We start from the raw sequence: 23,259 nt of genomic DNA on the forward strand, positions 1-23,259 counted from the left end.
TCGGCCTCACAGCGTGAACCAGCGACCCGCGGGCAGCGGAACATTGAGTACCAGCGCAAACAGGGCATAGAAGAAGGCCACCAGCACGGCGCCGGTTGCCAGGTGTCCGGCCAGGCGACGTGGATGCCAGCGCCGGTACTGCGCCACCACCATCAGCCCGACGAAGCTTGCAAGGCCGGTCAACAGGAAGCCGAGCCAGGGCAGCGCCAGGGCCCAGGCCAGCATGATTCCGACCAACGCCAGACGCCGCGGGGTCGAGCCGGAGCCCGAGTCCGAGCTCGCATCAGAGCTTGAATCAGAACTTGGATCAGAACTCGAATCAGAGCCCCGCTCATGGTTGGCCACCACCCCGCGCAGCCCAAGCTGCCCCAGGCGCAGCAGTCCCGCGACGATTACCACCAGCGAGATCACCGCAGGGAATACCGCCCCGAGCTGACTCATCTCACGGGTCTCCCACAGGCATAGAGCGGCGCCGGCGACGAATAGCGTCGGCAGCAGATACTCGCTTGCTCGGGAGCAGGAGGCCTGGATGGCGTGCTTCTTCTTGCTGGCAGCGCTGGCGTTGTGGCCAGTGCTCGTGTCGTGACCAGTGCTTCTGTTGTGAACAGCGCTCATGGCGACGCCTCCCCATTGATCGTCTTGTCCTGACGTCTTGCCTCACGCCGTGCCTTGACCATCGGGTAGAAGACGCTCAGCAACGACAACGCAATGATCGTCAGGCTGATCGGACCACCGAAGAAGGTAGCGAACAGCGATCCGCTGGCCCGCCCCATCAGGAAGCCCTGGACGAAGCCCTGCTCGGCGATGGGTCCGAGGATCAGCCCCAGCACGATGGGCGAGGGCCGAAAGCCGTAGCGATTGAGCACCCAGCCCAGCACCCCCAGGCACAGCATGATCACCACGTCGCTGGCGCTGTTGCGGATGGCGTAGGTGCCGATCACCGTCATGAAGGCGATGGTCGGTACCAGCAGCGCCTTGGGAATGGAGATGATCGACTTGAAGGCGTAGCGCCCGATCAACAGACCCAGCGGCAGCAGCAGGCAGGTGGCCAGAAACAGCCCGGCGACGAAGGTGTAGGTGATACCGGCGTTGGTGGTGAAGAGCTCCGGTCCGGTACGAAAGCCCTGCACCAGCAAGGCCCCGAGGATCACTGCATCCGGCGGCGTGCCCGGGATGCCCAGCACCAGGGTCGGAATGAAGCCGCCGCCCACGGTGGCATTGTTGGCGGCCTCGGTCGCCAGCACCCCCTGAGGATTGCCCTTGCCGAAGCTCGCCGGTTCGTCGGCCACCCGGCGTGCCTCCGAATAGGACACCAGGCTTGCAATCGAGCCGCCCGCCCCGGGCAGGATGGCGACACCGGTGCCGATGGTCGCCGAGCGCAGCAGGTTCAGCTTGCCCTTGATGGCGATCGCCATGCCCTCGCGAAAGCGCACCCCGCGCGACACGCCATCCACCTTGAGGTGAGCGGCGGGTGTTGCCACCAGATCGATCAGCACCGGAATGCAGTACAGGCCGATCAGTGCCGAGACCGTTTCGATGCCACCAAGCAGCACCGGCGAGCCGTAGGTGTAGCGGATATCGCCGCCGATCACCGCGACGCCCACGGTGGACAGCAACAGGCCGAAGCCCGCCCCCATGAACCCCTTGAGGGTCGAGTCCTCGGACAGCGCCGAGATCAGCGTCAGCCCGAAGATCGCCAGCCAGAAGTACTCCACCGGCCCGAAGCTGAGCGCGACCTGGGCCAGCAGCGGCGCCAGCAGCAGCAGCGCCAGCACCCCGACCAGCCCACCGACCACCGAGGCGATGGTCGACAGGGTGACGGCCAGATCACCGTCACCGCGGCGGGCCATGGGATAGCCGTCGAAGGTGGTGGCGATGGCCGAGGGCGTACCTGGCGTATTGACCAGTATCGCCGAGTAGGAGCCGCCGTAGATGGCCCCGGTATAGATGGCGCCGAGCATGATCAGGGCCGACTCCGGCGCCATGCCGAAGGTCACCGGGACCAGCACCGCCACCGCCATGGTGGCGGACAGCCCCGGCAGGGCACCGATGACGATGCCCGCCGTTACCCCGAGCAGGGCCAGCGCAAGATTGAGCGGCGACAGAGCGCCGAGCGCGTGAACGATAAGATCCATGGCGTTGACCTCAGTCGATCAGGCCGAGTTCTCGCGCGCTGGTCTCATACTGCTGGCTCTGTTCGGCCAGAAAGTCGGCAACGTCATCATTGCCGACGTCCATCAACACGAAACCCAGATCCTCCATCTCCTGGCGGAACTGGGGATTCTGGTTGATCTGATCGAAGATCTCGGACAACCGCGCCTGAACGTCTGCCGGCGTCTCGCTGGGCACCGCCATGCCACGATAGGCGCCGCCCACCATGTCATAGCCGAGTTCCTGGAAGGTCGGCACGTCGGGGAACAGCGGATGGCGCTCCTCGGCGGCCACCGCCAGCATGCGCACCTTGTCCTGATGGTTGGCAGCCACGGTGGTATAGCCCCACTCGGCCTGGACCTGGCCACCCAGCAGAGCGGTGACCGCCGCGCCGGTGCCCTTGAAAGGGATGTAGGTGGTGGTGACGTCGGCCAACTGCTGGAAGCGCGTATTGGCCACGTCATTGGCACTGTAGGTACCGCTACCGGAGAAGGTCACCACACCGGGCGCCTGGCGCGCCGCCTCGACCAGATCTTCCAGGGTCTGGTAGGGGCTGTCCTCGCGGACCAGGATGGCGTCCGGCGAGTAGTGGAAGAAGTAGAAGTTGTTGACGTCCTCGGTGGCAAAACCGGCGTCCTTGCCCATCGGCTTGAGCACGATATGGGGCAGATTGGAGCCCATGATGGTATGGCCATCGGCGGTCATGTCGTTGAGCTGGGACCAGCCCACCGCGCCGCCGCCACCGGGCATGTACTGGATGATCAGCTGCTGGCCGGTGATCTCCTCGAAGTACTTCTGCTGCAGTCGGGCACTGATATCGGACTCGCCGCCCGGACCGAAGGGGATCACGTACTGCACGTCCTTGGCGGGAAAGTCCTCGGCGTCGGCGAGAGCCAGTGGGGCCACGAGGGTTGACGCCGCCAGCATCGCGGTCAGGGTCAAGGTGTGGGAAAGGCGCATGACGTTACTCCTGATGTTGTCGTTATGGGGTGGTCAGGATCTTCGCTACGAGCAACACGCTTTCATTGCTCGCCGTTCTTGCACAACCTTCTTTACTACAACGGCCTGCCCCTCCCGACGAACGGCGGGAGGAGCCGGTTTTTTTGCCAGATCGCCGCCTCGGGCGTTGGCTTAGGCGCTTTCGTACAGACGGGTCAACACAAACTCCCGATGCCCCAGCGCCTCGGCGGCGGTATTGCGGCCATTGGCGGTGCGCAGCATCATTTCAAGCAGCTGATCACCGGCCTCTTCCATGTTGATCTCGCGCTTGAGGATCGAGGACACATCGACGTCGATGTGCTCGCTCATGGTGCGCACGGTGCGCGGGTTGGCGCAGATCTTCACCACCGGCAGGATCGGGTTGCCGATGACGTTGCCCTGCCCCGTCGGGAAGAAGTGCACCACGTAGCCGGCGGCGGCGCACAGGGTCACCATCTCGGCGGCGGCGGAAGACGAGTCCATGAACCACAGGCCCGGCTTGTCCGGCGTTTCGGCCTTGTCCAGTACGCCATCCACCTTGCAGCGACGGCCGATCTTCTGGATGTTGCCCAGCGCCTTCTCCTCGATGGTGGTCAGGCCACCTTCGATGTTGCCCTTGGTCGGCTGGGACTCGGACAGGTCGCTGGTCTTGTGGCGGTCGATCATGTCGCTGTAGCGATCGAACATCGCCTGGAACTGTTCGCGCACCTCGGGGGTGGCGCAGCGCTCGGCCACCAGGTGTTCACCGCCGGTCAGCTCTGAGGTCTCGCCGAATACTAGGGTGCAGCCGGCGTCGTACAGCTTGTCGAAGGCGTCGCCCACGGTAGGGTTGGCGCCGCAGCCGGAGGTGGTGTCCGACTCGCCGCACTTGGTGGATACCCACAGCTCGCTGACGTCGCACTCCTCGCGCTGGATCTCGCTGGCGTACTGGACGAATTCCTTGGCCTTCTTGGAGGCGGCACAGATGGTGTTGTGATCACCATTCTGTTCGATCCAGAAGCCTTCGACCGGCTTGCCGGTGGCCTTGATGCCGTCCACCACCTTGTTGGTCCAGCCTGGCTCGATACCGATCACCACCACCGCCGCCACGTTGGGATTGCAGCCGGTGCCGATCAGCGTGCGGAAGTGCAGGTCCAGATCGGCGCCGAACTGCAGGCGGCCGTAGGGATGCGGCAGCGCCAGTGCGCCCTTGATGTTGTTGGCAACCGCTTCGGCGGCAGCATTGGAAATGTCGTCCACCGGCAGCACGATCACGTGATTACGGACCCCTACACGGCCGTTTTCACGCCGATACCCCTGGAACTTGCGACCCTTGATTTCCATGCTTACCACCTCTTTGTCTTGACGTTGTGTACGTGCAGGTGCTCGCCCTGCTTGATCGGCTGGACGACGCGCCCGATATCGACGCCGTACTTCATCACGGTGTCGCCCTCATCGAGGTCACGAATGGCCAGCTTGTGACCGATGGGAATGGCGTCGCTCACCTCGAAGGTGACCGTCTGGTCCTGATGCATGACCCAGCCTGTCAGGGTCTGCCCCGCCTCGACGCCTTCGACCACCACGACCCCGACACTGTCGTCGGCATCGTGCACTACGAAATCGATGCTCATGCTGCCCCTCTCCTGAACGAATGTTGTTGACGTTGTGATATCGCCGGTTGGCCCTGGGCAGGTCTCGTTTGCTGCCCTCACAACTCATGTATAGGACATAGGATATAGGTTAGTCAAGTATCAACTAGATTTCCCTCGAGCTATACTGGCGGCGAAGAAACGGGCCTCGCCCAACGCAAAGAAGGAACCCGCATGGATCAGCCAAGCCTCAGCTACCGACCGCTCTACCAGCAGATCAAGGAGGTGCTGCTTCAGCGCATCGTCTCGGGAGAGTGGGCACCCGGCACCTTTATCCCCAGCGAGTCGGCGTTGGCCAAGGAGTATCAGGTCAGTGTCGGCACCCTGAGAAAGGCGCTGGACTCCCTGGCCAGCGACAACGTGGTGATCCGCTACCAGGGCAAGGGCACCGTGGTCGCCACCCACGATCAGGACAGCTCGCTGTTTCGCTTCTTCCACCTGACCCGGCTCGATGGCACCCGCTCGCTACCGACGTCACGCATCCTGGTGCGCGAAAGGCGTCCGGCCAACGAAGAGGAAATGGAGGTGCTGGGATTGGAGGATGCAGACGACGTCATCCATATTCGCCGTGTCAGGGAGCTCGACGAACGCCCCGCCCTGCTCGAGGACGTGGTGGTCGCGGCGACACGCTTTCCGACGCTGGAAAGCCTGCCGGAGACCCTGCCAAACACCCTCTATCAGCTGTATCAGCAGCGTTTCGGCTGCAACGTCAGCCACGCCGAGGAACGCCTGTTCGCGGTGGCGGCGGGCAAGGACGAAGCCCACCACCTGGAGATCGACGAAGGCAGTCCGATCCTCGAGATCCGGCGGGTAGCAAGAGATATTCAGGAGCAGGCGCTGGAGTACCGAGTGTCCCGTTGCGAGACCCGGCATCACTGTTACTTCAACGAGTTGTAGCGCCCCGACCCAGCCAGGCTTGCTCGATTGATGGCCAGGCAGCGTGCCCGATGTGGGCAGCCACTACTGGCCTTGAAGGGTCGATCATTCTCTCCCCCGTGGACGATATCCTGGCCACGGGGGAGCCTCTCTCGTCAGCGGCTCTCCTCATCTGCGCCAACGCAGCGCCCCGCCTTGAGCCGCCACGTCCCCGCCAGAGATACCGCGCGAGCCACTTCGTCACTCCCGGTTAGTTTGTACTGATCTTCTTACAAATCCACCGCTTCCATTCATCCATCCATATCACCGATTCCCCCAGACAACCGATGATGCCTAATGTAGCGATAACCATTAGATAACGGTTCGCCGTCGCTCGCCCCGTACAAGTCCGACCCGAAGTTCGACACACCTGAAGAGCGTTCCCGGACACGTTCTGGCGGAAGCGTGGGCATGGACACGCACAGGGAGCGCAAAGCAATGGAGAATGGCTCGGGCCGCTGGCTGGGATCACTGTTCGATACGGAACTCACGCAGGACGAACGACTGCTGAAACTCAGCGTCGGCAAGCATCCACTGATTCCCCATCGACTGGTGGGCAATGAGCGAATGTCCCACCCCTTCCGCTACACCCTCGACTGCATTTGCCAACGCGGAGATATCGAGCTCAAGGCCGGATTCAAAATTAGAGTATAAAAATGCCTTCTATCAACAAAGTCCTATCATTCATCCTGACATTATTTTTAACAACAACACTACATGGCTGCGACAACTTATCGAACATCCATAAAAATGACGAACAAAGCACAGCCTTTATAGAAATGGAAAATTCTCCATATTTTATTGCCAATGCGCCCAGTCGATACGCACTGTCGGATAGACTTGAAAATATCGACATGACGCAACTAACAGAAGATAGCAAAAAAACGACGGAGAGGCCAAACTTATCCTTGGATTGATATATTTAGATATGGTCACAGGGATTGAAGAACCCGTGGACAAAGCATACGGGTTAACACTGCTTCAGGAAGCATGGCAGCTTGGCGTGGTGGATGCGGGCCATATCTTATTCAAAGTTTACTTCTACGGACATGGCGTCCGCGTCAATCACCCCCTTGCATTGGCCTATCTCGAAGCATCGGCAGAAAAAGGCTACATACGTTCGCAAAAAAACCTTGCTTATGCTTATAGGGGAAATAGCCAAGGTCCTCAACCACGAGGCATCGTCGAGCTGGATATCGAGAAGGCACGATACTGGTTTACCAAAGCGGCGGAACAGGGCGATGCCGAGTCTGCCACTCAGTTAGCACAAATTTACTATAAGGGATTAGGAGTACCTAAGGACGACAAAGTCGCTTTTGAATGGCTAAAGCGAGCAGAGAACATGCCATTTGAAGGACGCATGAGCCATAGTGGTCTTGCCATGTGTTACGAGCAGGGTATCGGCACCGAGGTAGATCTGGTTCAGGCATATAAGTACTACGATCTTCAGGGCACCGCTGGCGTACCCGACAAACGCCGACTGGAGGCCCAGATGACGTCGGAACAAGTGCAGCAGGCCATTACCCTATCCCGAGTTTGGCAGGAAGAGAATCGCGCGTTTTTCCCGAGCTACTATGGCCTGAAGCACCAGCCGGATGGTAGCTACAAGTAGCAAGAATGCTATGTCTTCGTTTTATATGTTCGTTTCCCTACCCCAGTACTACCACACATCCAGTTTTTGGGGACGCTTCGACACTTTATATAGACGTATGCTGTCACCTTACATATGTGAAATTCACTCAGGAAAAAAGGAGCTTTGATAAACCAGCCGTAACTTATTGCAGGAAGTAAACTACACAAAGGAGTGTGTAATGCCTAAACGCCCTATTTCCATATCAATCATCTGCTGCGCCTTGATGATACTTTCCACAGTACAATTTGTATTAATGATGAGAGGCTATGAAAGCATCGACTTTACCATAAAAATGCACATGATTGGGCTGCCTAGGGGAATGCAGTCATTATTACTAACCGTTAATGCTACTATGCTACTATATGCAGCAATGATGATATTCGCTCGTCTAAAAAGAGGGAGAAATATCTTTATATTTTGGCACGGCTTCACTCTTCTGTTTTTGTTTTTCATTAACTTCGACAAATCAATAACAAATTTATTATTGTTGTTTTTTATAATATCCACCTTTTTCCTATATCGTCAGAAAGCCAATATCTATTTTAATTCTCTCGTCTCATGACGGTATCATCATGAGAAAATTATTTGTTATTCTCTTTCTAACGATCTGCGCCTTTTTCGTATATACAGTGGGCCTGCTGGCCTTCTTCGATGTCCCAGAAACCGGGAATGTAAAATTTGAAGTAATGGGGGAATATTGCATACCTCTGGCAGGATTCCTGTTACTTGGCCTGGTGGTATACCCTGGGTCAAATTGGATGACATTGTCAGGCATCACGCTACTATCAGGGCAGGCAGTCAATGTCTTGATTACTTTTCTATTGATATCGTTCAAGCGATCGGAAGAGCTTTCTAACGTTATGGACACAAGCGCTTTCGATTATTTCAGCGACTATCTCTCCGGCTTCTCGATCATGATCGGCGTCGCTTTGCTTGGCGTCATTCTGCTTGCTTTGGGGCGCGTATACAGAAAATCACACGAGGCTCTCGATGGAGTGCCGCCGTAAATTCACCAGCAAAGGGAATCGGTGAGGGTTATCGATAGAGGGCGAAAGGCCGGCATCACTGCCGGCCTTTTCTGTTGCGCCCGTCGCTTGGGTCAGGCGACCTGACGATCAGTCACCGAAGGGATTGCGCAGGACGATAGTCTCGTTGCGGTCCGGGCCGGTGGAGATGATGTCGATGGAGGTGCCGACCTGCTCCTCGAGGAAGCTGATGTAGGCGCGGGCGGCGTTGGGCAGGTCCTCGACGCGCTTGACGCCCAGAGTCGACTCGCTCCAGCCCGGCAGGTCCTGGTAGACCGGCTCGATGGCCTCGTAGCCTTCGGAATCCACCGGGTTGTCGAGCACTTCACCGTCCTTGCTGCGATAGCCCACGCAGACACGGATGTTCTCGAGGCCGTCCAGTACGTCGAGCTTAGTCAGGCAGATGCCGGATACCGAGTTGATCTGCACCGCGTGACGCAGCGCCACGGCATCGAACCAGCCACAACGACGGGCGCGACCGGTGGTGGCACCGAACTCGTGGCCCTTCTCTGCCAGGTGACGGCCGTGCTCGTCGAACAGCTCGGTGGGGAACGGACCAGAGCCGACACGGGTGGTGTAGGCCTTGGTGATACCCAGCACGTAGTCCAGATACAGCGGGCCGACGCCTGAACCGGTAGCGGTGCCGCCGGCGGTGGTGTTGGAGCTGGTGACGTAGGGGTAGGTACCGTGGTCGATGTCCAGCAGCGAGCCCTGGGCGCCTTCGAACAGGATGTTCTCGCCACCCTTGCGCAGGTCGTGGACCAGGCTCACGGTGTCGGTGACCATCGGACGCAGCTCTTCGGCCATCTCCATGGCGCTTTCCAGGGTCGCCTGGAAGTCCACCGGCTCTTCGCCGTGGTACTTGGTCAGCACGAAGTTGTGGTAGTCCAGCACCTCGCCCAGCTTGGAGGCGAAGCGCTCACGATGGAGCATATCGCCCAGACGCAAGCCACGGCGGGCAACCTTGTCTTCGTAGGCCGGACCGATGCCGCGACCGGTGGTGCCGATCTTGGCGATGCCACGAGCCTTCTCGCGAGCCTGATCCAGACGCACGTGGTAGTCGAGGATCAGCGGACAGGCCGGCGACAGACGCAGGCGCTGGCGCACCGGTACGCCCTTGCTCTCGAGCTCGCGGATTTCCTTGATCAGTGCCTCCGGCGACAGCACCACGCCGTTGCCGATGACGCAGGTCTTGTCCTCGCGCAGCACGCCGGACGGAATCAGGTGCAGGACGGTCTTTTCACCGTCGATGACCAGGGTGTGGCCGGCATTGTGACCGCCCTGAAAACGCACCACGGCGGAGGCGGACTCGGTCAGCAGGTCGACGACCTTGCCCTTGCCCTCATCGCCCCATTGGGTACCCAGTACGACTACGTTCTTGCCCATTGCAGTTCTCGTCTCTTCTTGGTTGCGCCTTGGCGCCACAGTCGATTAAAGCGCCACGCCCCGGCGCCCCGGTATTGCTTGCCAGACAGTGCCAGGCACTGCCGGCAGGATCATGTCGCCAGCGGTTCGAGCACCCAGCGCTGGTCTCGGGCCACCAGCTGCTCGCTGCAGCCGTGTCCCGCAGCGCGCTGGCCGGGCAGCCCCTGGATCACCCGGCGCCCCTGACGCCTCAAGGCCTGAACCGCCTCGTCGAGGCCCTCGGCGTCACCTTCCGCCGGCGCCCAGACGCTGTCGCTGGCGGCTTCGCTGGAGGCCAGCGTCGCCAACAGCTTCAGATCCATCGAGAAGCCGGTAGCAGGCCTGGCGCGACCGAAGGCACGGCCGGTGTCGTCGTAGCGCCCGCCCTTGGCCAGGGCTTGACCGTACCCCGGCACGTAGGCGGCGAACATCATGCCGGTGTGGTACTGATAGCCGCGCAGCTCGGCCAGGTCAAAGTAGCAGGCCACCTCGGGGTGTTCGCGATGCACGCCCTGATACAGCTCGCACAGCTTGTCGAGGGCGTCGTTGACCGCCTGGGGCGCCTCGGCAAAGGCTTCGCGGGCCTGGTCGAGCACCTCGGGGCCGCCGTGCAGCTCGCCCAGGGTGCGGAACATGGCCGCCAGAGCGGGATCGCTTACCGCCCTGGACACCTCTGCCTCGAGCTGCCCCGGCGACTTCAGCGCCAGCGCCGCGGAGATGGCGTATTCGGCCTCGGCGTCGAGCTCGGCGACCTCGACCAGGTTGCGGTAGATGCCGACGTGGCCAAGCGCCAGGTGCACCTCGCCGGCGCCGGAGGCAGAGAGGCTCTCCAGCGCCAGGCGCAGGATCTCGAGATCCGCCGCCAGGCTGGCGCTGCCGAACAGCTCGACACCGACCTGGACCGGGCTGCGCCCGCCCTGATGCTTGTCGGCCTTGGCCCGCAGCACGTTGGTGCAGTAGCACAGACGCACCGGCCCTTCGCGCTTGAGCGAGTGGGCATCGATGCGCGCCACCTGCGGCGTGACGTCGGCGGTCACCCCCATCATGCGCCCGGTGAGCTGGTCGGTGAGCTTGAAGGTCTGAAGGTCGAGATCGGTGCCGGTGCCGGTCAGCAGGGAGTCGAGAAACTCCACCGGGGGCGGCATCACCTGGTCGTAACCCCAGAGATGGAAGAGGTCGAGCAGCGCCCGGCGCAGCTCCTCCATACGACTGGCCTGAGGTGGCAGCACCTCGTCCATGCCGTCGGGCAGGAGCCAGCGGTCAGCGATGGTCATGTCGATATCCTGCTTGGTCGATATCTTGCTTAGACGGTGGGCCTGGTCCGCGCGCACGCAAAACCTCGCGCACTGGTGAAATCCGGGAACTCATCTCGGAGCGGTCTCGGAACTTCTGGCGTGCTGGCGAATGCGTCGGACGGAACGATGTCGGGAATGACGGCCACAAAAAAACCGGGCCACGCCCGGTTTACCGATTCTATCACGTTTGGCCGCCAGTTGAACCCCGCAAGGGCGGCATTCGCCCTTGCGGTCGGCGGCCAGGGGCCACCGCTAGCCCTGGGGCTGGCTGCCAGCTCCCTGGGGATCGGCGCTCTTGAGGTAACGGAAGAAGTCGCTGGAGGGATCCAGCACCATCATGTTGCCCTCGCCGGCACCGAAGGAGTCGCGATAGGCGTTGAGGCTACGCCAGAAGCGATAGAACTCGGTATCGCCCTCGTAGGCGTCGGAGTAGATACCGGCGGCCTCGGCGTCACCCTCACCACGCAGGGTCTCGGCACGCTCGTTGGCCTGGGCCAGCAGCACCTGACGGCGGCGATCGGCGTTGGCACGAATCCGCTCGGACTCCTCCTGACCCTGGGCACGCCACTCGCGGGCCTCACGCTCACGCTCGGAGCGCATGCGATCGTACACCGCCGAGGACACGTCCTCGGGCAGGTCGATACGCTTGACCCGCACGTCGAGGATGGCCACCCCGATCTCTTCGCGCATCAGCTTGTCGAGCTCCTCGGTGGGGCCGGACATCAGCTCGTCACGCTTCTCGGAGATGATCTGCTGCAGGTTCAACTGGCCGAACTCGTTACGCAGGCTCTCGTCGACCCGCGGCTGGATCAGGCGAACCGCCATCAGTTCGTCGCCGGCCGTGGCCTCGTAGTAGCGAGTGGGGTTGACCACCTGCCACTTGACGTAGGAGTCCACGATCACCGCCTTCTGCTCCTGGGTCAGGTAGCGGCTGGCGTCGGTATCCAGTGTCAGCACCCGGGTGTCGAACTTGCGAATGGTCTGGGTGATCGGCACCTTGACGTGCAGGCCCGGCTGGATATTTTCCTCGATGATCTCACCGAAGCGCAGCTTGACCGCACGCTCGGTCTCGTCGACCACGTAGAGGCTGTTGCTGGCCAGCCAGGCGGCGGCGGCCAGGCCGCCGACGATGAGCAGGGATCGATTATTGATCATTTAGCGACCCTCCCGCTGAATACCGGTGTCACGACCGTTGCGGTTCGAGCTTGAATTGGAGGCCGCGTTGGCGGACTCGGCACGGATGCGCTCCAGCACCTGCGGATCGAGCTGATTCTCGGCGTCGGCAGCGGTGGACGTGCCCAGACCACGGCCGATACGGTCCATCGGCAGCACCATCAAGGGGCCATCCTGATCGACGTCCACCAGTACCTTGTTGGTCTGGCCGAGCACCTCGGAGATGGCGTCGAGGTAGAGACGCTCGCGCATCACCTCGGGGGCATTGCGATACTGGGTCAGCAGTGCGGTGAAGCGGTTGGCCTGACCACGCGCCTCGGCGACCACTGATTCGCGGTAACCCTGGCCCTGCTCGACGATACGCTGCGCCTGACCCTGAGCCGCCGGGATGATGGCGTTGGCGTAGGCCATGGCCTGGTTGATCGTGCGCTGACGATCCTCGCGGGCACGGATGACGTCATCGAAGGCATCCTGCACCGCATCGGGCGGCGAGGTGGACTCGACGTTCAGGGTCACCAGACGGATACCGGTACCGTAGTTGTCCAGGTAGGTCTGCAGACGGCTGGTCACGGCACTGCCGAGGATCTCACGACCCGAGGTCAGGATGTCGATCATGTCGGTGCCACCGACCACGTGACGCAGCGCCGAGTCGAGGGCGTTTTCCAGCGACAGCTCGGGATCACGCACGTTGAGCACGTAGTCACGCGGCGCTGCCACCTGGTACTGGGCCGAGATCTCGACCGAGACGATGTTCTCGTCCTGGGTCAGCATCGACTGGGTCTGGCTGACCGAGCGCACGCGGGTAACGTTGACCATGCGCACGTCGTCGATCAGCGGCGGATTCCACTGCAGACCCGGGGTGACGACTTCCTGGAACTTGCCGAAGCGCAGCACGACGCCCCGCTCCGACTGGTCGACCAGATAGAAGCCACTGGCCGCCCATACGGCGAGACCGATGATGATCAACAGTCCCGGCAAGGCGAAGGTATTGCGCGGGCGATTGCCGCCGCCCTTGCCGCCATCCTTGCCACCGCCGCGCTTGCCGCCGCGGCCGCCGAGCATGCCATTGAGCTTGTCCTGAAACTTCTTCAGGGCCTCATCGAGGTCGGGGGGACCCTGATTGTCGCCACCGCGGTTGCCACCGCCCCCATTACCGCCACGGCGCCCCCCGCCACTCCAGGGGTCGTGCTGGTTGCCGTTGCCGCCACCAGGCTCATTCCAGGCCATACGTCGTCTCCACTCTGTGCCCCCGCCTAGACGAGGCGCATCGATTGCGATCCTTGGAAAACACTGCATACATTGCTGCGCTCGGCATCTCGGCCGCCGGCGGTGCTCAAGGTTCTCATTTAACCCTGTGTCAACTCCGACCTTTGCGCTCCGGCGGCGACCAACCTGTCGTCGCTCGCGACATTTCTTCAGTGCTTTCCTTGTGGCGTCACCATCCGGGCGACGCTCTTGCCGACCCGTCAGGCGGGTCGGTTCAGGCTTCCCAGACGTCGCGTTCCTGCAGCGCGACGGGAAGGTAATCGGCGGCACGCTCGCCAAGGCGTGCCATCAACTGATTGAAGTCACGACGCGGCAGACGCACATCCAGCTGCGTCTGGCCGTCCTCGTCGAAGGACTCGTCGCGCACGGCATTCAGCTCATGCAGCGCCGCGCGCAGCTTGCCCTGCTCCGGCGTCAGGGTCAGCGAGAAGTCGATGATGTCTTCCGCCAGCCGCTCGGTCAGGGCCTGGGTCAGCAGGTCCAGCCCCAGCCCCTTCTGCGCCGACAGCCACACCGTCTGCGGTACCCCGTGCTCGTCGCGCTCGATGCGTGGCGAACTGTCGAACAGGTCGATCTTGTTCATCACCTTGAGCGTCGGCACGTCCAGCGCGCCGATCTCGTCGAGCACCGCCTCCACCTGGGTGACGTTGAGCTCACGATCAGGATCCGCTGAGTCGATCACATGCACCAGCAGGCTGGCCTCGGCGGCCTCCTGCAGGGTGGCACGGAACGCCTCGACCAGCTTGTGCGGCAGGTGGCGGATAAAGCCCACCGTGTCCGCCAGCACCACCGGCCCCACGTCCTCGACCTCAAGACGCCGCAGCGTAGGGTCGAGAGTAGCGAAGAGCTGGTCCGCCGCATAGACCTCAGACGCCGTCAAGCTGTTGAAAAGCGTTGACTTGCCGGCGTTGGTGTAGCCCACCAGCGAGACGCTGGGGATCTCGGCACGCGAGCGGGCGCGGCGATTCTGACTGCGCTGGCTACGCACCTTGTCCAGGCGCTTGTGGATCGACTTGATGCGCGCACGCAGCAGGCGGCGGTCGGTCTCGAGCTGGGTTTCACCCGGACCGCGCAGGCCGATACCGCCCTTCTGGCGTTCCAGGTGGGTCCAGCCTCGCACCAGCCGCGTGGACATGTACTCGAGCTGGGCCAGCTCCACCTGCAGCTTGCCCTCGTGAGTCCGCGCCCGCTGGGCGAAGATATCCAGAATCAGGCCCGTACGATCGAGCACACGACACTTCAGCGTCTGCTCGACGTTGCGTTCCTGGGAAGGACTGAGCGCGTGGTTGAAGATCACCAGCTCGGCCTTGTGTACCGCCAGGGCCTCGCCGATTTCCTCGAGCTTGCCCGACCCCACGAAACTCCTGGGGTCGGGTCGTTGCCGCGAGCCGGTCACGAGGGTTGCGGGTTCGGCACCCGCCGACCTCACCAGCTCGTGGAACTCACCGGGATCTTCGCGCTCCTTCTCGTCCTGAAAGTCGATATGGACGAGTACCGCCGTTTCACCGGCGTCGGGACGTTCAAAAAACAATCAATACCTCACGAAATATCAGCTCTCCGGCTGCGCAGCTGGATCCTGGGCCGGCAGACGCACATTGCGTGACGGCACCACCGTGGAGATGGCGTGCTTGTAGACCATCTGGCTGACGGTGTTGCGCAGCAGGATGACAAATTGGTCAAAGGATTCGATCTGGCCCTGCAGCTTGATGCCGTTGACCAGGAAAATCGATACCGGAATGCGCTCCTTGCGCAGAATGTTCAGGTACGGGTCTTGAAGGGACTGCCCTTTGGACATGTTGCTCTCCCTGAAGTGTCTTAGGGTTTTAGGTTATGGTGCCGCCCGCCGAGGTCTTCAAGACGGCGGGCGACAGGTATTCGGTTGTTCGGCGGGACCCTGCAAGTGGTCGCACGAACTCGTTATCTTACGCTAAGTCCCCGCTTCGCGCACGAGTTTCACGAGGCGCTCGGCGGGGTCGGCCGCCAACGGGTCCACCCAGGTCAGCGCAGGCCAGCTACGCATCCAGGTCAGCTGCCGCTTGGCCAACTGACGCGTCGCCACCACGCCACGATGAATGAACGTCTCACGATCAAACTCGCCATCCAGGTACTGCCATGCCTGACGATAGCCCACGCTCTTCATCGATGGCAGCGACAGCGTCAAATCGCCACGCGCCTTGAGCGCCGCCACTTCATCGAGAAATCCGCCGTCCAGCATGGCGGTGAAGCGCCTGGCGATTCTCTCGTGCAGCACGGAGCGCTCGGCGGGAGCGAGCCCTATGGACAGCAGACGAAAGGGAAAGGTTTCACGACGCTGCTCATTCCACAGCTCGCTCATCGGCCGCCCGGACAGCTCGAACACTTCCAGCGCCCGCATCAGGCGCTGAGGATCATTGGGGTGAATGCGCGCGGCCGACTCGGGATCGACCTCGCCCAGGCGCCGATGCAACGCCTCGAGGCCGTCCTGCTCGGCCTGGCGGGACAGGCGTTCACGCACGGCGCTGTCCGCCGAGGGCAGGTTGGCGACCCCCTCGACCAGGCGCTTGTAGTACATCATGGTGCCACCGACCAGCAGCGGCAGCCGACCACTGGCGGCGATATCGTGCATCTCGGCCAGGGCATCGTCGCGAAACTCTGCCGCCGAGTAGGCCTGGGCCGGATCACGGATATCGATCAGTCGATGGGGCGCCCGGGCGAGTTCCTCGGCCGAGGGCTTGGCCGAGCCGATGTCCATGCCGCGATAGATCATCGCCGAATCGACGCTGATGATCTCGCCACCCAGGCGCTCGCGGATCTCGATGGCAAGATCGGTCTTGCCCGCCGCCGTGGGGCCCATCAGCAGCAGCGCCAGCGGTCGGTCGTCCTGCGCAGGCGGCGTGGCCGCGGCCGGAGCGTCTGTCGGCGCCATCATTGCCCTCGCAGAAACAGCCGGTCCAGATCCTTGAGGCTCATCTGGGTCCAGGTGGGGCGGCCATGGTTGCACTGGCCGCTGCGCTCGGTGCGCTCCATGTCGCGCAGCAACGCGTTCATCTCGGCAATGGTCAACTGGCGATTGGCGCGTACGCTGCCGTGGCAGGCCATGGTCGACAGCAACTCGTTGATGTGGGCCTCGATGCGATCGGAGCGGCCGTAGCGCTCCAGGTCCGAGAGCATCTCGCGCACCAGCGGTTCCACATCGGCATCGGCCAGCAGCGCCGGCACCTGGCGCACCAGCAGGGTCTCTGGACCGGCGGCATCGAGTTCGACACCAAGCCGGGTGAAGGCTTCGCGCTCGCGCTCGGCGGTCTCGACCTCGGCGGCGCTGACCGCCAGCGACACCGGTACCAGCAGCGGCTGGGCGTCCAGCGCGCCACCGTGGACCTGGGTCTTCATGCGCTCGTAGACGATCCGTTCGTGGGCCGCGTGCATGTCCACCAGCACCAGCCCCTGGGCGCTCTGGGCCAGAATGTAGATGCCGTGCAACTGGGCGATGGCGTAGCCCAGTGGCGGCGCCTGGGTGGCGTCGTCTTCCGGCATCACCTCAGGCGTCGACGAGGTGAGCGATGCGCCGCCGACCCCGGCAGGGGACTCACTAGCCGCGCCAGCGGCGCCGGGCCAGGTTCTCGGCGTGGGGCTATGGCGCTCGGCCTGGGCCGTGCCGGCGGCCAGACCGCCGGCGCCAGGGCCTCCTGGCTGCGGCGTCAGCAGGCTGTCTTCGTGGTCCGGGTGCAGCTTGCGGTAGCCGTCCATGAAGGCGCGCACCCGGTCCGGGGTGACACCGCCCTCGCCCTCGTCGCGGCGCGGGTGCAGCGCCATCGGCTGCTGCTGCCAGGAAGGCTGTTGCCGGGACGGGTGTTGGCCGGGATTCCCGCCCTGGGGGGGCGGTTCGCGGATCTCGCCGGTCTCGGGGTCGACGTCGAGGCCATCACTCTGGATGCTCGCCTGCTGCTGCGAAGACTGACCATCCTGATGCCCTGCGCGGGCCTCGCCCAGCGCCCGGTGCAGGCTCGAGAACAGGAAGTCGTGGACCATGCGCCCGTCGCGAAAGCGCACCTCGTGCTTGGTCGGGTGAACATTGACGTCCACCACCGTGGGGTCCACGTCCAGATAGAGCACGAATACCGGGTGGCGACCATTGAACAGCACATCGCGGTAGGCCTGGCGGATGGCGTGGGCCACCAGCCGGTCGCGCACCACCCTGCCATTGACGAAGAAGTACTGCTGGTCGGCCTGGGCGCGGGAGTGGGTCGGTAGTCCCACCCAGCCCCACAGGCGCAGGCTGCCGGTGGCGATGTCCAGGGTCAGGGCATTGTCCAGGAAGTTCTTGCCCAGCAGCGAGGCGAGACGTCGCTCCACCGCGTGGTCATCCCGTGCCACCGGCAACTGGTGAATGGTCTTCTGGTTGTGGCGAAGGGTCCAGCCGATGTCGAAGCGCGACAGCGCCTGGCGCCGAAAGGCCTCCTCGACATGGTTGAACTCGGTCTTTTCGGTACGCAGGAACTTGCGCCGGGCCGGAGTGTTGAAAAACAGATCACGCACCGCCACCGAGGTGCCACGAGGATGGGGTGCCGGCGTGACGCGGGGCTCCATGCGCCGCCCTTCGGCCACCACCCGCCAGCCGCCCTGAGGGTCCTGCTCGACGTTGGAGGTCAGTTCCAGTCGCGACACCGAGCTGATCGAGGCCAGCGCCTCGCCGCGAAAGCCGAGGCTGGCGACGCCCTCGAGCTCCTCCAGCGACAGGATCTTGCTGGTGGCGTGTCGTGACAGCGCCAGCGGCAGGTCCTCCTCGCCAATGCCGGAGCCATCGTCACGGATCCGGATCAACCGGGCACCGCCGGACTCGATGTCCACCTCGATGCGGGTGCTGCCGGCGTCGATGGCGTTCTCGATCAGCTCCTTGACCACCGAGGCCGGGCGCTCCACCACCTCGCCGGCGGCGATCTGGTTGGCCAGCCGGGGGTCGAGAATCTTGATCGAGCGGCGCTGTGACACCTGGACGCCAGGCTCGCTCTCACACGGGATATCACTCATGAACTGGGAATCCTCAACACCTGGCCGACGCGAATGACGTCCCCCGACAGCTCGTTGACCTGCTTGAGCGCGCTGAGCGCCACGCCGTGACGCGAGGCGATGGCGGACAGGGTGTCGCCTGGCTGGATGCGATACTCGTTGGTAGCGGTGGACCGCCCCTGATCGCGCTGCCAGGCCAGCAGGCTTGCCGGTGGCGGGTTGCGCTCGAAGTGCGAGCGGATGCCGCCGAACACGGCGCTCATCATCCGCTGCTGGTAGCCGCCGTCCTTGAGTCGTCGCTCTTCCTCGGGGTTGGAGATAAAGCCCGTCTCCACCAGCAGGGAAGGAATGTCCGGAGACTTCAACACCACGAAGCCGGCCTGCTCGACCCTGGGTTTATGCAGATCATTGATGCGCCCGATGCGACTGAGCACCTCGTCGCCGATGGTCAGGGAGTCATTGAGGGTCGCGGTCATGGTCAGGTCCAGCAGCACGCCCCTGAGCACCTGGTCCTTGTCATCCAGCGACAGGTTGCCATCGACCCCGCCGATCAGATCCGAGCGGTTCTCGCTGGCCGCCAGCCACTTGGCGGTCTCCGAGGTCGCTCCGCTCTGGGACAGCGCGAACACCGAGCTGCCGTGGGGACGCGGACTATTGAAGGCGTCGGCGTGAATGGAGACGAAGAAGTCGGCCTTCTGCTCGCGGGCGATCAGGGTGCGCTGACGCAGCCCGACGTAGTAGTCGCCGTCGCGGATCAGCACCGCCTTGAAGCCGGGGGAGTCGTTGATCATGCGCGCCAGGCGATCGGCCATCTGCAGCACCACGTCCTTCTCGCGGGTCCCGCTCGGGCCCAGCGCGCCGGGGTCCTCGCCACCGTGCCCGGCATCCACGGCGATGATGATGTCGCGCTTGGGATGGGGCTGAGCGGTGTCGATCACCGGTGCTGCCTCCACCGGGTCACGGCCCTCGGCCACCGCCACGGTCTTGGCCCGCTCGGCGGCGATCTCCTGCTCACGGATCATCGACTCGATGGGATCGATGGGGTCTTCCACCGCGCTCTCGCCGGGGTACTCCAGATCCACCACCAGACGATCGCCGTACTGGTTGTTGGGCGCCAACGAGAAGTGACGCGGCTCGATGGCGCGGCTGAGCTCGAGCACCACGCGCAGATCGCCGCCATCGCGCACGCCTGTGCGCACCGAGCTGATGGCGCTGTTGGACAGGTCCATGCTGGCAGGATCGGCGGCCAGGCTGGTGCCACTGAGATCGATGACCAACCGGCGCGGGTTGTCGAGCTCGAACACGTTGGCGGTGGCCGGCGCCGACAGGTCGAACACCAGCCGCGAGTGATCCGGCGCGGCCCACAGGCGCATGTTGTCGACGCTGGCGGCCTGGGCAAGGCTCGAAAGCGTAAGGCCCAGTGTGGCCACCAACGTCAATAGACCAGCACCCATACGGGCCGGAAGGCGACGCCTCATGCCTTGCCTCCCGCCAGTCGTTGATCGCGGGAGACTTCGTCTTTCAGGCGCGTCAGCAGCGCTTCGCCCAGGGTCGTGGCGGCGCTGATGCGCGCCTCGCGCCCTTCTGTCTCGGCGTGGCTTAGCGCCACCTCGAGATCCGGCGGCGTCAGCCAGCCCTCGCCGCGCTCGGCCCACTCCACCAGGCACAGATGCCCCTCGGCGAGCAGATCGCGCCCACCGATGAACTCGAGCTCCTCGGGATCGCCCAGGCGGTAGAGGTCGAAGTGGTGCAGCGTGACCGGCTCCCCGTCCAGCGAAAGCTCGTAGGGCTCCACCAGGGTATAGGTAGGACTCTTCACCGCACCTTGATGGCCGTAGGCGCGCAACACACCGCGAGCCAGGGTGGTCTTGCCGGCCCCCAGCTCTCCCGACAGGTGGACGCGTCCTCGTCCTTGCAAGGCCCGTCCCAGGCACTCCCCCAGTGCGACCTGGCGGTCTTCATCATCGAGTCGCAGCTGCATCTTCCTCGCCCATCGTCGGATTGACCAATTTTCGTGCACAGGATGCCAGATCGCTGGCCAACAGACCACGCTCACCGCCCTCTCTCGCCGCCATGTCACCGGCCAGGGCGTGTACCAGCACGCCCAGCCGCGCGGTGCGTTCCAGTGACCAGCCCGGGGCCTGGCCCTGGGCCATCAGGCCCGCCAGCACACCGGTCAGGGTATCGCCCATGCCGCCGCTGGCCATGCCCGGGTTGCCGAAAGGACACAGCGCCAGGCCCTCGGGACCCGCGATCAACGTTCCGGCCCCCTTGAGCACGATCACCCCGCCCCAGCGTTGCTGCAGGGCGCGCGCGGCACCGGGGCGGTCCGCCTCGACCTCGGCCACGCTGGTCTCGAGCAGGCGTGCCGCTTCTCCCGGGTGGGGGGTCAGGATCCAGTCGTCACGTCGCTGATCGGCAAAACGGCTGACCAGCAGGTTGAGGGCATCGGCGTCCAGCACCAGCGGAATCGAGCGCTTCAGCGCGGTCTGCAATACCGACTGGCCCCAGCTCCCCTGGCCAAGCCCTGGCCCCACGGCGAGCACACTAAGGCGATCGAGCAGCTCATCGAGTTCGCTGGCATGGGTCACCCCACGCGCCATGACCTCGGGGCAGCGCACCAGACTGGCGCCGACGTGTTCCGGCGCGGTGGCCAGCAGCACTCGGCCAGCGCCCACCCTGGCGCAGGCCTCTGCCGCCAGCAGCGCCGCCCCGCCGAACCCGGGTGCGCCACCGAAGATGCCGGCGAATCCGGCGGCGCCCTTGTGCATGTCGCGCTCACGCGGAGGCAACGCCAGGTTCACCAGGCTCGACTGCAGGCGCCAGGCGGTGGGCGTGATATCGTCATGGGCCAGGGCGTCCACCCCCAGTGATTCCACCACCACCTCGCCGGCCAGGGCGGCGCCACGCCCGGTGTGCAGTCCCAGCTTGTCGGCGATGAAGGTCACCGTCATCACCGCCCTGACCGCCATGCTGGGCTCGGCGCCGCCGTCGGCGGTGATGCCCGAGGGAATATCCACTGCCAGCACCGGACACCGGCTTTCATTGATGGCGGCGATGGCCGCGGCGTAGGTCGGACGCAGGTCGCCGGCAAAGCCGGTGCCGAGCATGGCATCGACCACCACGTCTCCCTCCACGCGCAATCCTTCTCGCCATTCGATAAAGCCGACCCCGGCGTCATCGGCCATCTCGGCCGCGCGCAAGGCGTCACCCTTCAAGCGTTCACGCGGGGTCAGGGAAATGCGCTGCACCTGGCGCCCTTCGGTCGCGGCCAGCGCTGCCAGCACATGGCCGTCGCCGCCGTTGTTGCCGCCACCGCAGAACACCGTCAGCGACTTGGTCGCCGGCCAGCGCGCCTTCAGCCAGCGCCAGGCGACGCCGGAGGCCCGGTGCATCAGGGCGAAGCCGTCGCTCTCGCCGGCGATCGCCCGTCGGTCCAGCTCGCGCACCTGCTCGGCGGTGTACAACGGAGTCTGTCCTGGCTCAATCACGCCGCCGTCCAAGATGTCCATGCGGTTCTCCCTTCGATCGTGATGGTCTACCATGGCGGTCACTTCCTTCCCTATGAAGTCTAAGCCCTTCTCCTCTCGCGCCAAGCGCAGAGCCGGGCTGTCTTGCCATTTGCCGGGTATGTCCTCATTTATGTCTGCATCGTCCCCGTCCACCGACGTCGACTTCAACGACCTGGCGGCGCGCATCCGCACCTGGGGGCGGGAGCTCGGCTTCCAGCAGGTCGGCATCACTGACGTCGACTTGAGCGACGATGAGGCCCATCTCGAGCGCTGGCTGGAGGCAGGTTTCCACGGCGAGATGGGCTTCATGGCCAAGCACGGCACCAAACGCACCCGTCCGGCCGAGCTCGAACCCGGCACCATCAGGGTCATCAGTGTGCGCCTGGACTATCTGCCGCCGGAGGTGGAGACCACCAAGGTGCTGGGACAGCCCAGCCGCGCCTATGTGTCACGCTATGCCACCGGGCGTGACTACCACAAGCTGATGCGCAAGCGGCTACAGCGCCTGGCAAAGACCATCGAGGCGGAAGTCGGGGACTTCGGCTACCGCGCCTTCGTCGACTCGGCCCCGGTGATGGAGCGCGGCCTGGCGCGCAAGGCCGGTATCGGCTGGTTCGGCAAGAACGCCATGCTGCTCAACCCCAGAGCCGGCTCGATGTTCTTTCTCGGTGAGCTTTACACCGACCTGCCGCTGCCGGTGGACGAGCCATTCGAGCAGGAACACTGTGGCAGCTGCAGCGCCTGCCGCACCGCCTGCCCCACCGGCGCCATCGTCGAGGACAAGGTGGTCGACGCCCGCGCCTGCATTTCCTACCTGACCATCGAGCTGTTCGGCGCCATTCCCGAGCGCTATCGCGAGGCCATGGGCAATCGGGTGTTCGGCTGCGACGATTGCCAGTTGGTGTGCCCCTTCACCCGCTTCACACGGGCAAGCAGCGAACCTGACTTCGCGCCGCGCCACGATCTCGACCGGGTAGAGCTGCTGACCCTGTTCGGCTGGAGCGAGGAGGAGTTTCTCGAGCGCACCGCCGGCAGCCCGATTCGGCGTATCGGCTACGAACGCTGGCTGCGCAACCTGGCGGTGGGGCTCGGTAACGCCCCCTGGAGCGCCGCCATCGAACGCGCCCTGCTCACCCGCCTGGCCTATCCCTCCGAGCTGGTGCGCGAGCACGTACGCTGGGCGCTCGCCCGCCAGCGCCAGCGGCGCGCCGAGCTGATCACCTCTGCTTGAGCGTGTCGAGCCGAGCGCCTCAAGCTGAACGCGCCCCTCGCCTCGAACCTGGCGTCAACTGC

Annotated in this window: 22 protein-coding genes; 6 read left to right on the top strand and 16 right to left on the bottom strand. The window is 63.7% G+C overall.

Annotated elements, in window-relative coordinates; translation table 11 throughout:
* Window positions 1-6: 6 nt before the first annotated feature.
* The 5 genes from NFH97_RS03480 to NFH97_RS03500 all read right to left on the bottom strand — a co-directional run bounded on the left by NFH97_RS03480 (window position 7) and on the right by NFH97_RS03500 (window position 4,739).
* Window positions 7-615 (bottom strand): tripartite tricarboxylate transporter TctB family protein, encoded by a 609-nt coding sequence (locus tag NFH97_RS03480; RefSeq protein ID WP_349624434.1) that lies wholly within the window; start codon window positions 613-615, stop codon window positions 7-9.
* Window positions 612-2,135, bottom strand: coding sequence for a tripartite tricarboxylate transporter permease (locus tag NFH97_RS03485; RefSeq protein ID WP_045993110.1), 1,524 nt, complete (start codon window positions 2,133-2,135; stop codon window positions 612-614). The genes NFH97_RS03480 and NFH97_RS03485 overlap by 4 nt, the downstream gene beginning before the upstream one ends.
* A gap of 10 nt (window positions 2,136-2,145) precedes the next feature.
* Window positions 2,146-3,111, bottom strand: coding sequence for a tripartite tricarboxylate transporter substrate binding protein (locus NFH97_RS03490; protein ID WP_045993109.1), 966 nt, complete (start codon window positions 3,109-3,111; stop codon window positions 2,146-2,148).
* Window positions 3,112-3,282: 171 nt separating this feature from the next.
* Window positions 3,283-4,452, bottom strand: a complete 1,170-nt coding sequence (locus tag NFH97_RS03495; protein WP_045993108.1) for a UxaA family hydrolase — start codon at window positions 4,450-4,452, stop codon at window positions 3,283-3,285.
* A 2-nt stretch (window positions 4,453-4,454) separates the two neighbouring features.
* Window positions 4,455-4,739, bottom strand: coding sequence for a UxaA family hydrolase (locus tag NFH97_RS03500; protein ID WP_045993107.1), 285 nt, complete (start codon window positions 4,737-4,739; stop codon window positions 4,455-4,457).
* Window positions 4,740-4,931: 192 nt separating this feature from the next.
* Between NFH97_RS03500 and NFH97_RS03505 the strand changes: the two genes are divergently transcribed.
* The 5 genes from NFH97_RS03505 (at window position 4,932) to NFH97_RS03525 (ending at window position 8,312) form a co-directional block, all read left to right on the top strand.
* Window positions 4,932-5,654 carry a GntR family transcriptional regulator gene (locus NFH97_RS03505; protein WP_108131464.1) on the top strand — a complete coding sequence of 241 codons (723 nt, stop codon included), beginning with the start codon at window positions 4,932-4,934 and terminating at the stop codon, window positions 5,652-5,654.
* Between the two features lie 456 nt (window positions 5,655-6,110).
* The gene (locus NFH97_RS03510; RefSeq protein WP_348827687.1) at window positions 6,111-6,326 is read left to right on the top strand and encodes a hypothetical protein; all 216 of its coding nucleotides are present in this window, start codon (window positions 6,111-6,113) and stop codon (window positions 6,324-6,326) included.
* A 2-nt stretch (window positions 6,327-6,328) separates the two neighbouring features.
* Window positions 6,329-6,589: a hypothetical protein gene (locus NFH97_RS03515; RefSeq protein WP_348827686.1), complete on the top strand. Its 261-nt coding sequence runs from the start codon at window positions 6,329-6,331 to the stop codon at window positions 6,587-6,589.
* A gap of 35 nt (window positions 6,590-6,624) precedes the next feature.
* On the top strand, window positions 6,625-7,284 hold the full coding sequence (locus tag NFH97_RS03520; protein ID WP_348827685.1) for a tetratricopeptide repeat protein: 660 nt from the start codon (window positions 6,625-6,627) through the stop codon (window positions 7,282-7,284).
* A gap of 593 nt (window positions 7,285-7,877) precedes the next feature.
* Window positions 7,878-8,312, top strand: coding sequence for a hypothetical protein (locus NFH97_RS03525; protein ID WP_286985161.1), 435 nt, complete (start codon window positions 7,878-7,880; stop codon window positions 8,310-8,312).
* Window positions 8,313-8,420: 108 nt separating this feature from the next.
* Here the strand turns inward: NFH97_RS03525 and NFH97_RS03530 are convergent, their stop codons facing one another.
* From NFH97_RS03530 to NFH97_RS03580, 11 genes are all read right to left on the bottom strand, one after another.
* Entirely contained in the window at window positions 8,421-9,716 is a 1,296-nt protein-coding gene (locus NFH97_RS03530) for an adenylosuccinate synthase (RefSeq protein ID WP_045993100.1), read from the bottom strand.
* A 110-nt stretch (window positions 9,717-9,826) separates the two neighbouring features.
* Entirely contained in the window at window positions 9,827-11,008 is a 1,182-nt protein-coding gene (locus tag NFH97_RS03535) for an ATP phosphoribosyltransferase regulatory subunit (protein WP_045993099.1), read from the bottom strand.
* A gap of 273 nt (window positions 11,009-11,281) precedes the next feature.
* Complete coding sequence (gene hflC / locus NFH97_RS03540) at window positions 11,282-12,184, bottom strand: protease modulator HflC (RefSeq protein ID WP_045993098.1); 903 nt, start codon at window positions 12,182-12,184, stop codon at window positions 11,282-11,284.
* Window positions 12,185-13,429 (bottom strand): FtsH protease activity modulator HflK, encoded by a 1,245-nt coding sequence (hflK, locus tag NFH97_RS03545; RefSeq protein WP_045993097.1) that lies wholly within the window; start codon window positions 13,427-13,429, stop codon window positions 12,185-12,187.
* 253 nt (window positions 13,430-13,682) lie between these two features.
* Window positions 13,683-14,999 carry a ribosome rescue GTPase HflX gene (gene hflX / locus NFH97_RS03550; protein WP_045993096.1) on the bottom strand — a complete coding sequence of 439 codons (1,317 nt, stop codon included), beginning with the start codon at window positions 14,997-14,999 and terminating at the stop codon, window positions 13,683-13,685.
* 18 nt (window positions 15,000-15,017) lie between these two features.
* Window positions 15,018-15,263, bottom strand: coding sequence for an RNA chaperone Hfq (gene hfq / locus NFH97_RS03555; protein WP_045993095.1), 246 nt, complete (start codon window positions 15,261-15,263; stop codon window positions 15,018-15,020).
* A gap of 132 nt (window positions 15,264-15,395) precedes the next feature.
* The gene (miaA, locus tag NFH97_RS03560) at window positions 15,396-16,373 is read right to left on the bottom strand and encodes a tRNA (adenosine(37)-N6)-dimethylallyltransferase MiaA (RefSeq protein WP_045993120.1); all 978 of its coding nucleotides are present in this window, start codon (window positions 16,371-16,373) and stop codon (window positions 15,396-15,398) included.
* Entirely contained in the window at window positions 16,373-18,475 is a 2,103-nt protein-coding gene (gene mutL / locus NFH97_RS03565; protein WP_349624435.1) for a DNA mismatch repair endonuclease MutL, read from the bottom strand. The genes miaA and mutL overlap by 1 nt, the downstream gene beginning before the upstream one ends.
* Window positions 18,472-19,908 (bottom strand): N-acetylmuramoyl-L-alanine amidase, encoded by a 1,437-nt coding sequence (locus tag NFH97_RS03570; protein ID WP_108131638.1) that lies wholly within the window; start codon window positions 19,906-19,908, stop codon window positions 18,472-18,474. Before NFH97_RS03570 ends, mutL begins: the two co-directional genes overlap by 4 nt.
* A gap of 20 nt (window positions 19,909-19,928) precedes the next feature.
* Window positions 19,929-20,435: a tRNA (adenosine(37)-N6)-threonylcarbamoyltransferase complex ATPase subunit type 1 TsaE gene (tsaE, locus tag NFH97_RS03575; RefSeq protein ID WP_348827683.1), complete on the bottom strand. Its 507-nt coding sequence runs from the start codon at window positions 20,433-20,435 to the stop codon at window positions 19,929-19,931.
* Window positions 20,416-21,966, bottom strand: coding sequence for an NAD(P)H-hydrate dehydratase (locus NFH97_RS03580; RefSeq protein ID WP_306168859.1), 1,551 nt, complete (start codon window positions 21,964-21,966; stop codon window positions 20,416-20,418). Before NFH97_RS03580 ends, tsaE begins: the two co-directional genes overlap by 20 nt.
* A gap of 130 nt (window positions 21,967-22,096) precedes the next feature.
* On the opposite strand from NFH97_RS03580, the gene queG reads away from it, so the two are divergent.
* Window positions 22,097-23,197, top strand: coding sequence for a tRNA epoxyqueuosine(34) reductase QueG (gene queG / locus NFH97_RS03585; protein ID WP_045993091.1), 1,101 nt, complete (start codon window positions 22,097-22,099; stop codon window positions 23,195-23,197).
* Window positions 23,198-23,259 lie beyond the last annotated feature (62 nt).

It is taken from the genome of Halomonas sp. SCS19 (assembly GCF_040147015.1).
Lineage (GTDB): Bacteria > Pseudomonadota > Gammaproteobacteria > Pseudomonadales > Halomonadaceae > Halomonas > Halomonas litopenaei.

Bases quoted from the DNA above. Each gene is read 5' to 3' on its own strand.
- NFH97_RS03570 (WP_108131638.1), bottom strand. From the start codon at position 19,908: ATGGGTGCTGGTCTATTGACGTTGGTGGCCACACTGGGCCTTACGCTT.
- NFH97_RS03485 (WP_045993110.1), bottom strand. From the start codon at position 2,135: ATGGATCTTATCGTTCACGCGCTCGGCGCTCTGTCGCCGCTCAATCTT.
- NFH97_RS03580 (WP_306168859.1), bottom strand. From the start codon at position 21,966: ATGGACATCTTGGACGGCGGCGTGATTGAGCCAGGACAGACTCCGTTG.
- mutL (WP_349624435.1), bottom strand. From the start codon at position 18,475: ATGAGTGATATCCCGTGTGAGAGCGAGCCTGGCGTCCAGGTGTCACAG.
- NFH97_RS03515 (WP_348827686.1), top strand. From the start codon at position 6,329: ATGCCTTCTATCAACAAAGTCCTATCATTCATCCTGACATTATTTTTA.
- hfq (WP_045993095.1), bottom strand. From the start codon at position 15,263: ATGTCCAAAGGGCAGTCCCTTCAAGACCCGTACCTGAACATTCTGCGC.
- NFH97_RS03525 (WP_286985161.1), top strand. From the start codon at position 7,878: ATGAGAAAATTATTTGTTATTCTCTTTCTAACGATCTGCGCCTTTTTC.
- NFH97_RS03490 (WP_045993109.1), bottom strand. From the start codon at position 3,111: ATGCGCCTTTCCCACACCTTGACCCTGACCGCGATGCTGGCGGCGTCA.
- miaA (WP_045993120.1), bottom strand. From the start codon at position 16,373: ATGGCGCCGACAGACGCTCCGGCCGCGGCCACGCCGCCTGCGCAGGAC.
- hflK (WP_045993097.1), bottom strand. From the start codon at position 13,429: ATGGCCTGGAATGAGCCTGGTGGCGGCAACGGCAACCAGCACGACCCC.
- NFH97_RS03505 (WP_108131464.1), top strand. From the start codon at position 4,932: ATGGATCAGCCAAGCCTCAGCTACCGACCGCTCTACCAGCAGATCAAG.
- NFH97_RS03500 (WP_045993107.1), bottom strand. From the start codon at position 4,739: ATGAGCATCGATTTCGTAGTGCACGATGCCGACGACAGTGTCGGGGTC.
- NFH97_RS03510 (WP_348827687.1), top strand. From the start codon at position 6,111: ATGGAGAATGGCTCGGGCCGCTGGCTGGGATCACTGTTCGATACGGAA.
- hflC (WP_045993098.1), bottom strand. From the start codon at position 12,184: ATGATCAATAATCGATCCCTGCTCATCGTCGGCGGCCTGGCCGCCGCC.
- NFH97_RS03530 (WP_045993100.1), bottom strand. From the start codon at position 9,716: ATGGGCAAGAACGTAGTCGTACTGGGTACCCAATGGGGCGATGAGGGC.
- queG (WP_045993091.1), top strand. From the start codon at position 22,097: ATGTCTGCATCGTCCCCGTCCACCGACGTCGACTTCAACGACCTGGCG.
- tsaE (WP_348827683.1), bottom strand. From the start codon at position 20,435: ATGCAGCTGCGACTCGATGATGAAGACCGCCAGGTCGCACTGGGGGAG.
- NFH97_RS03480 (WP_349624434.1), bottom strand. From the start codon at position 615: ATGAGCGCTGTTCACAACAGAAGCACTGGTCACGACACGAGCACTGGC.
- NFH97_RS03535 (WP_045993099.1), bottom strand. From the start codon at position 11,008: ATGACCATCGCTGACCGCTGGCTCCTGCCCGACGGCATGGACGAGGTG.
- NFH97_RS03495 (WP_045993108.1), bottom strand. From the start codon at position 4,452: ATGGAAATCAAGGGTCGCAAGTTCCAGGGGTATCGGCGTGAAAACGGC.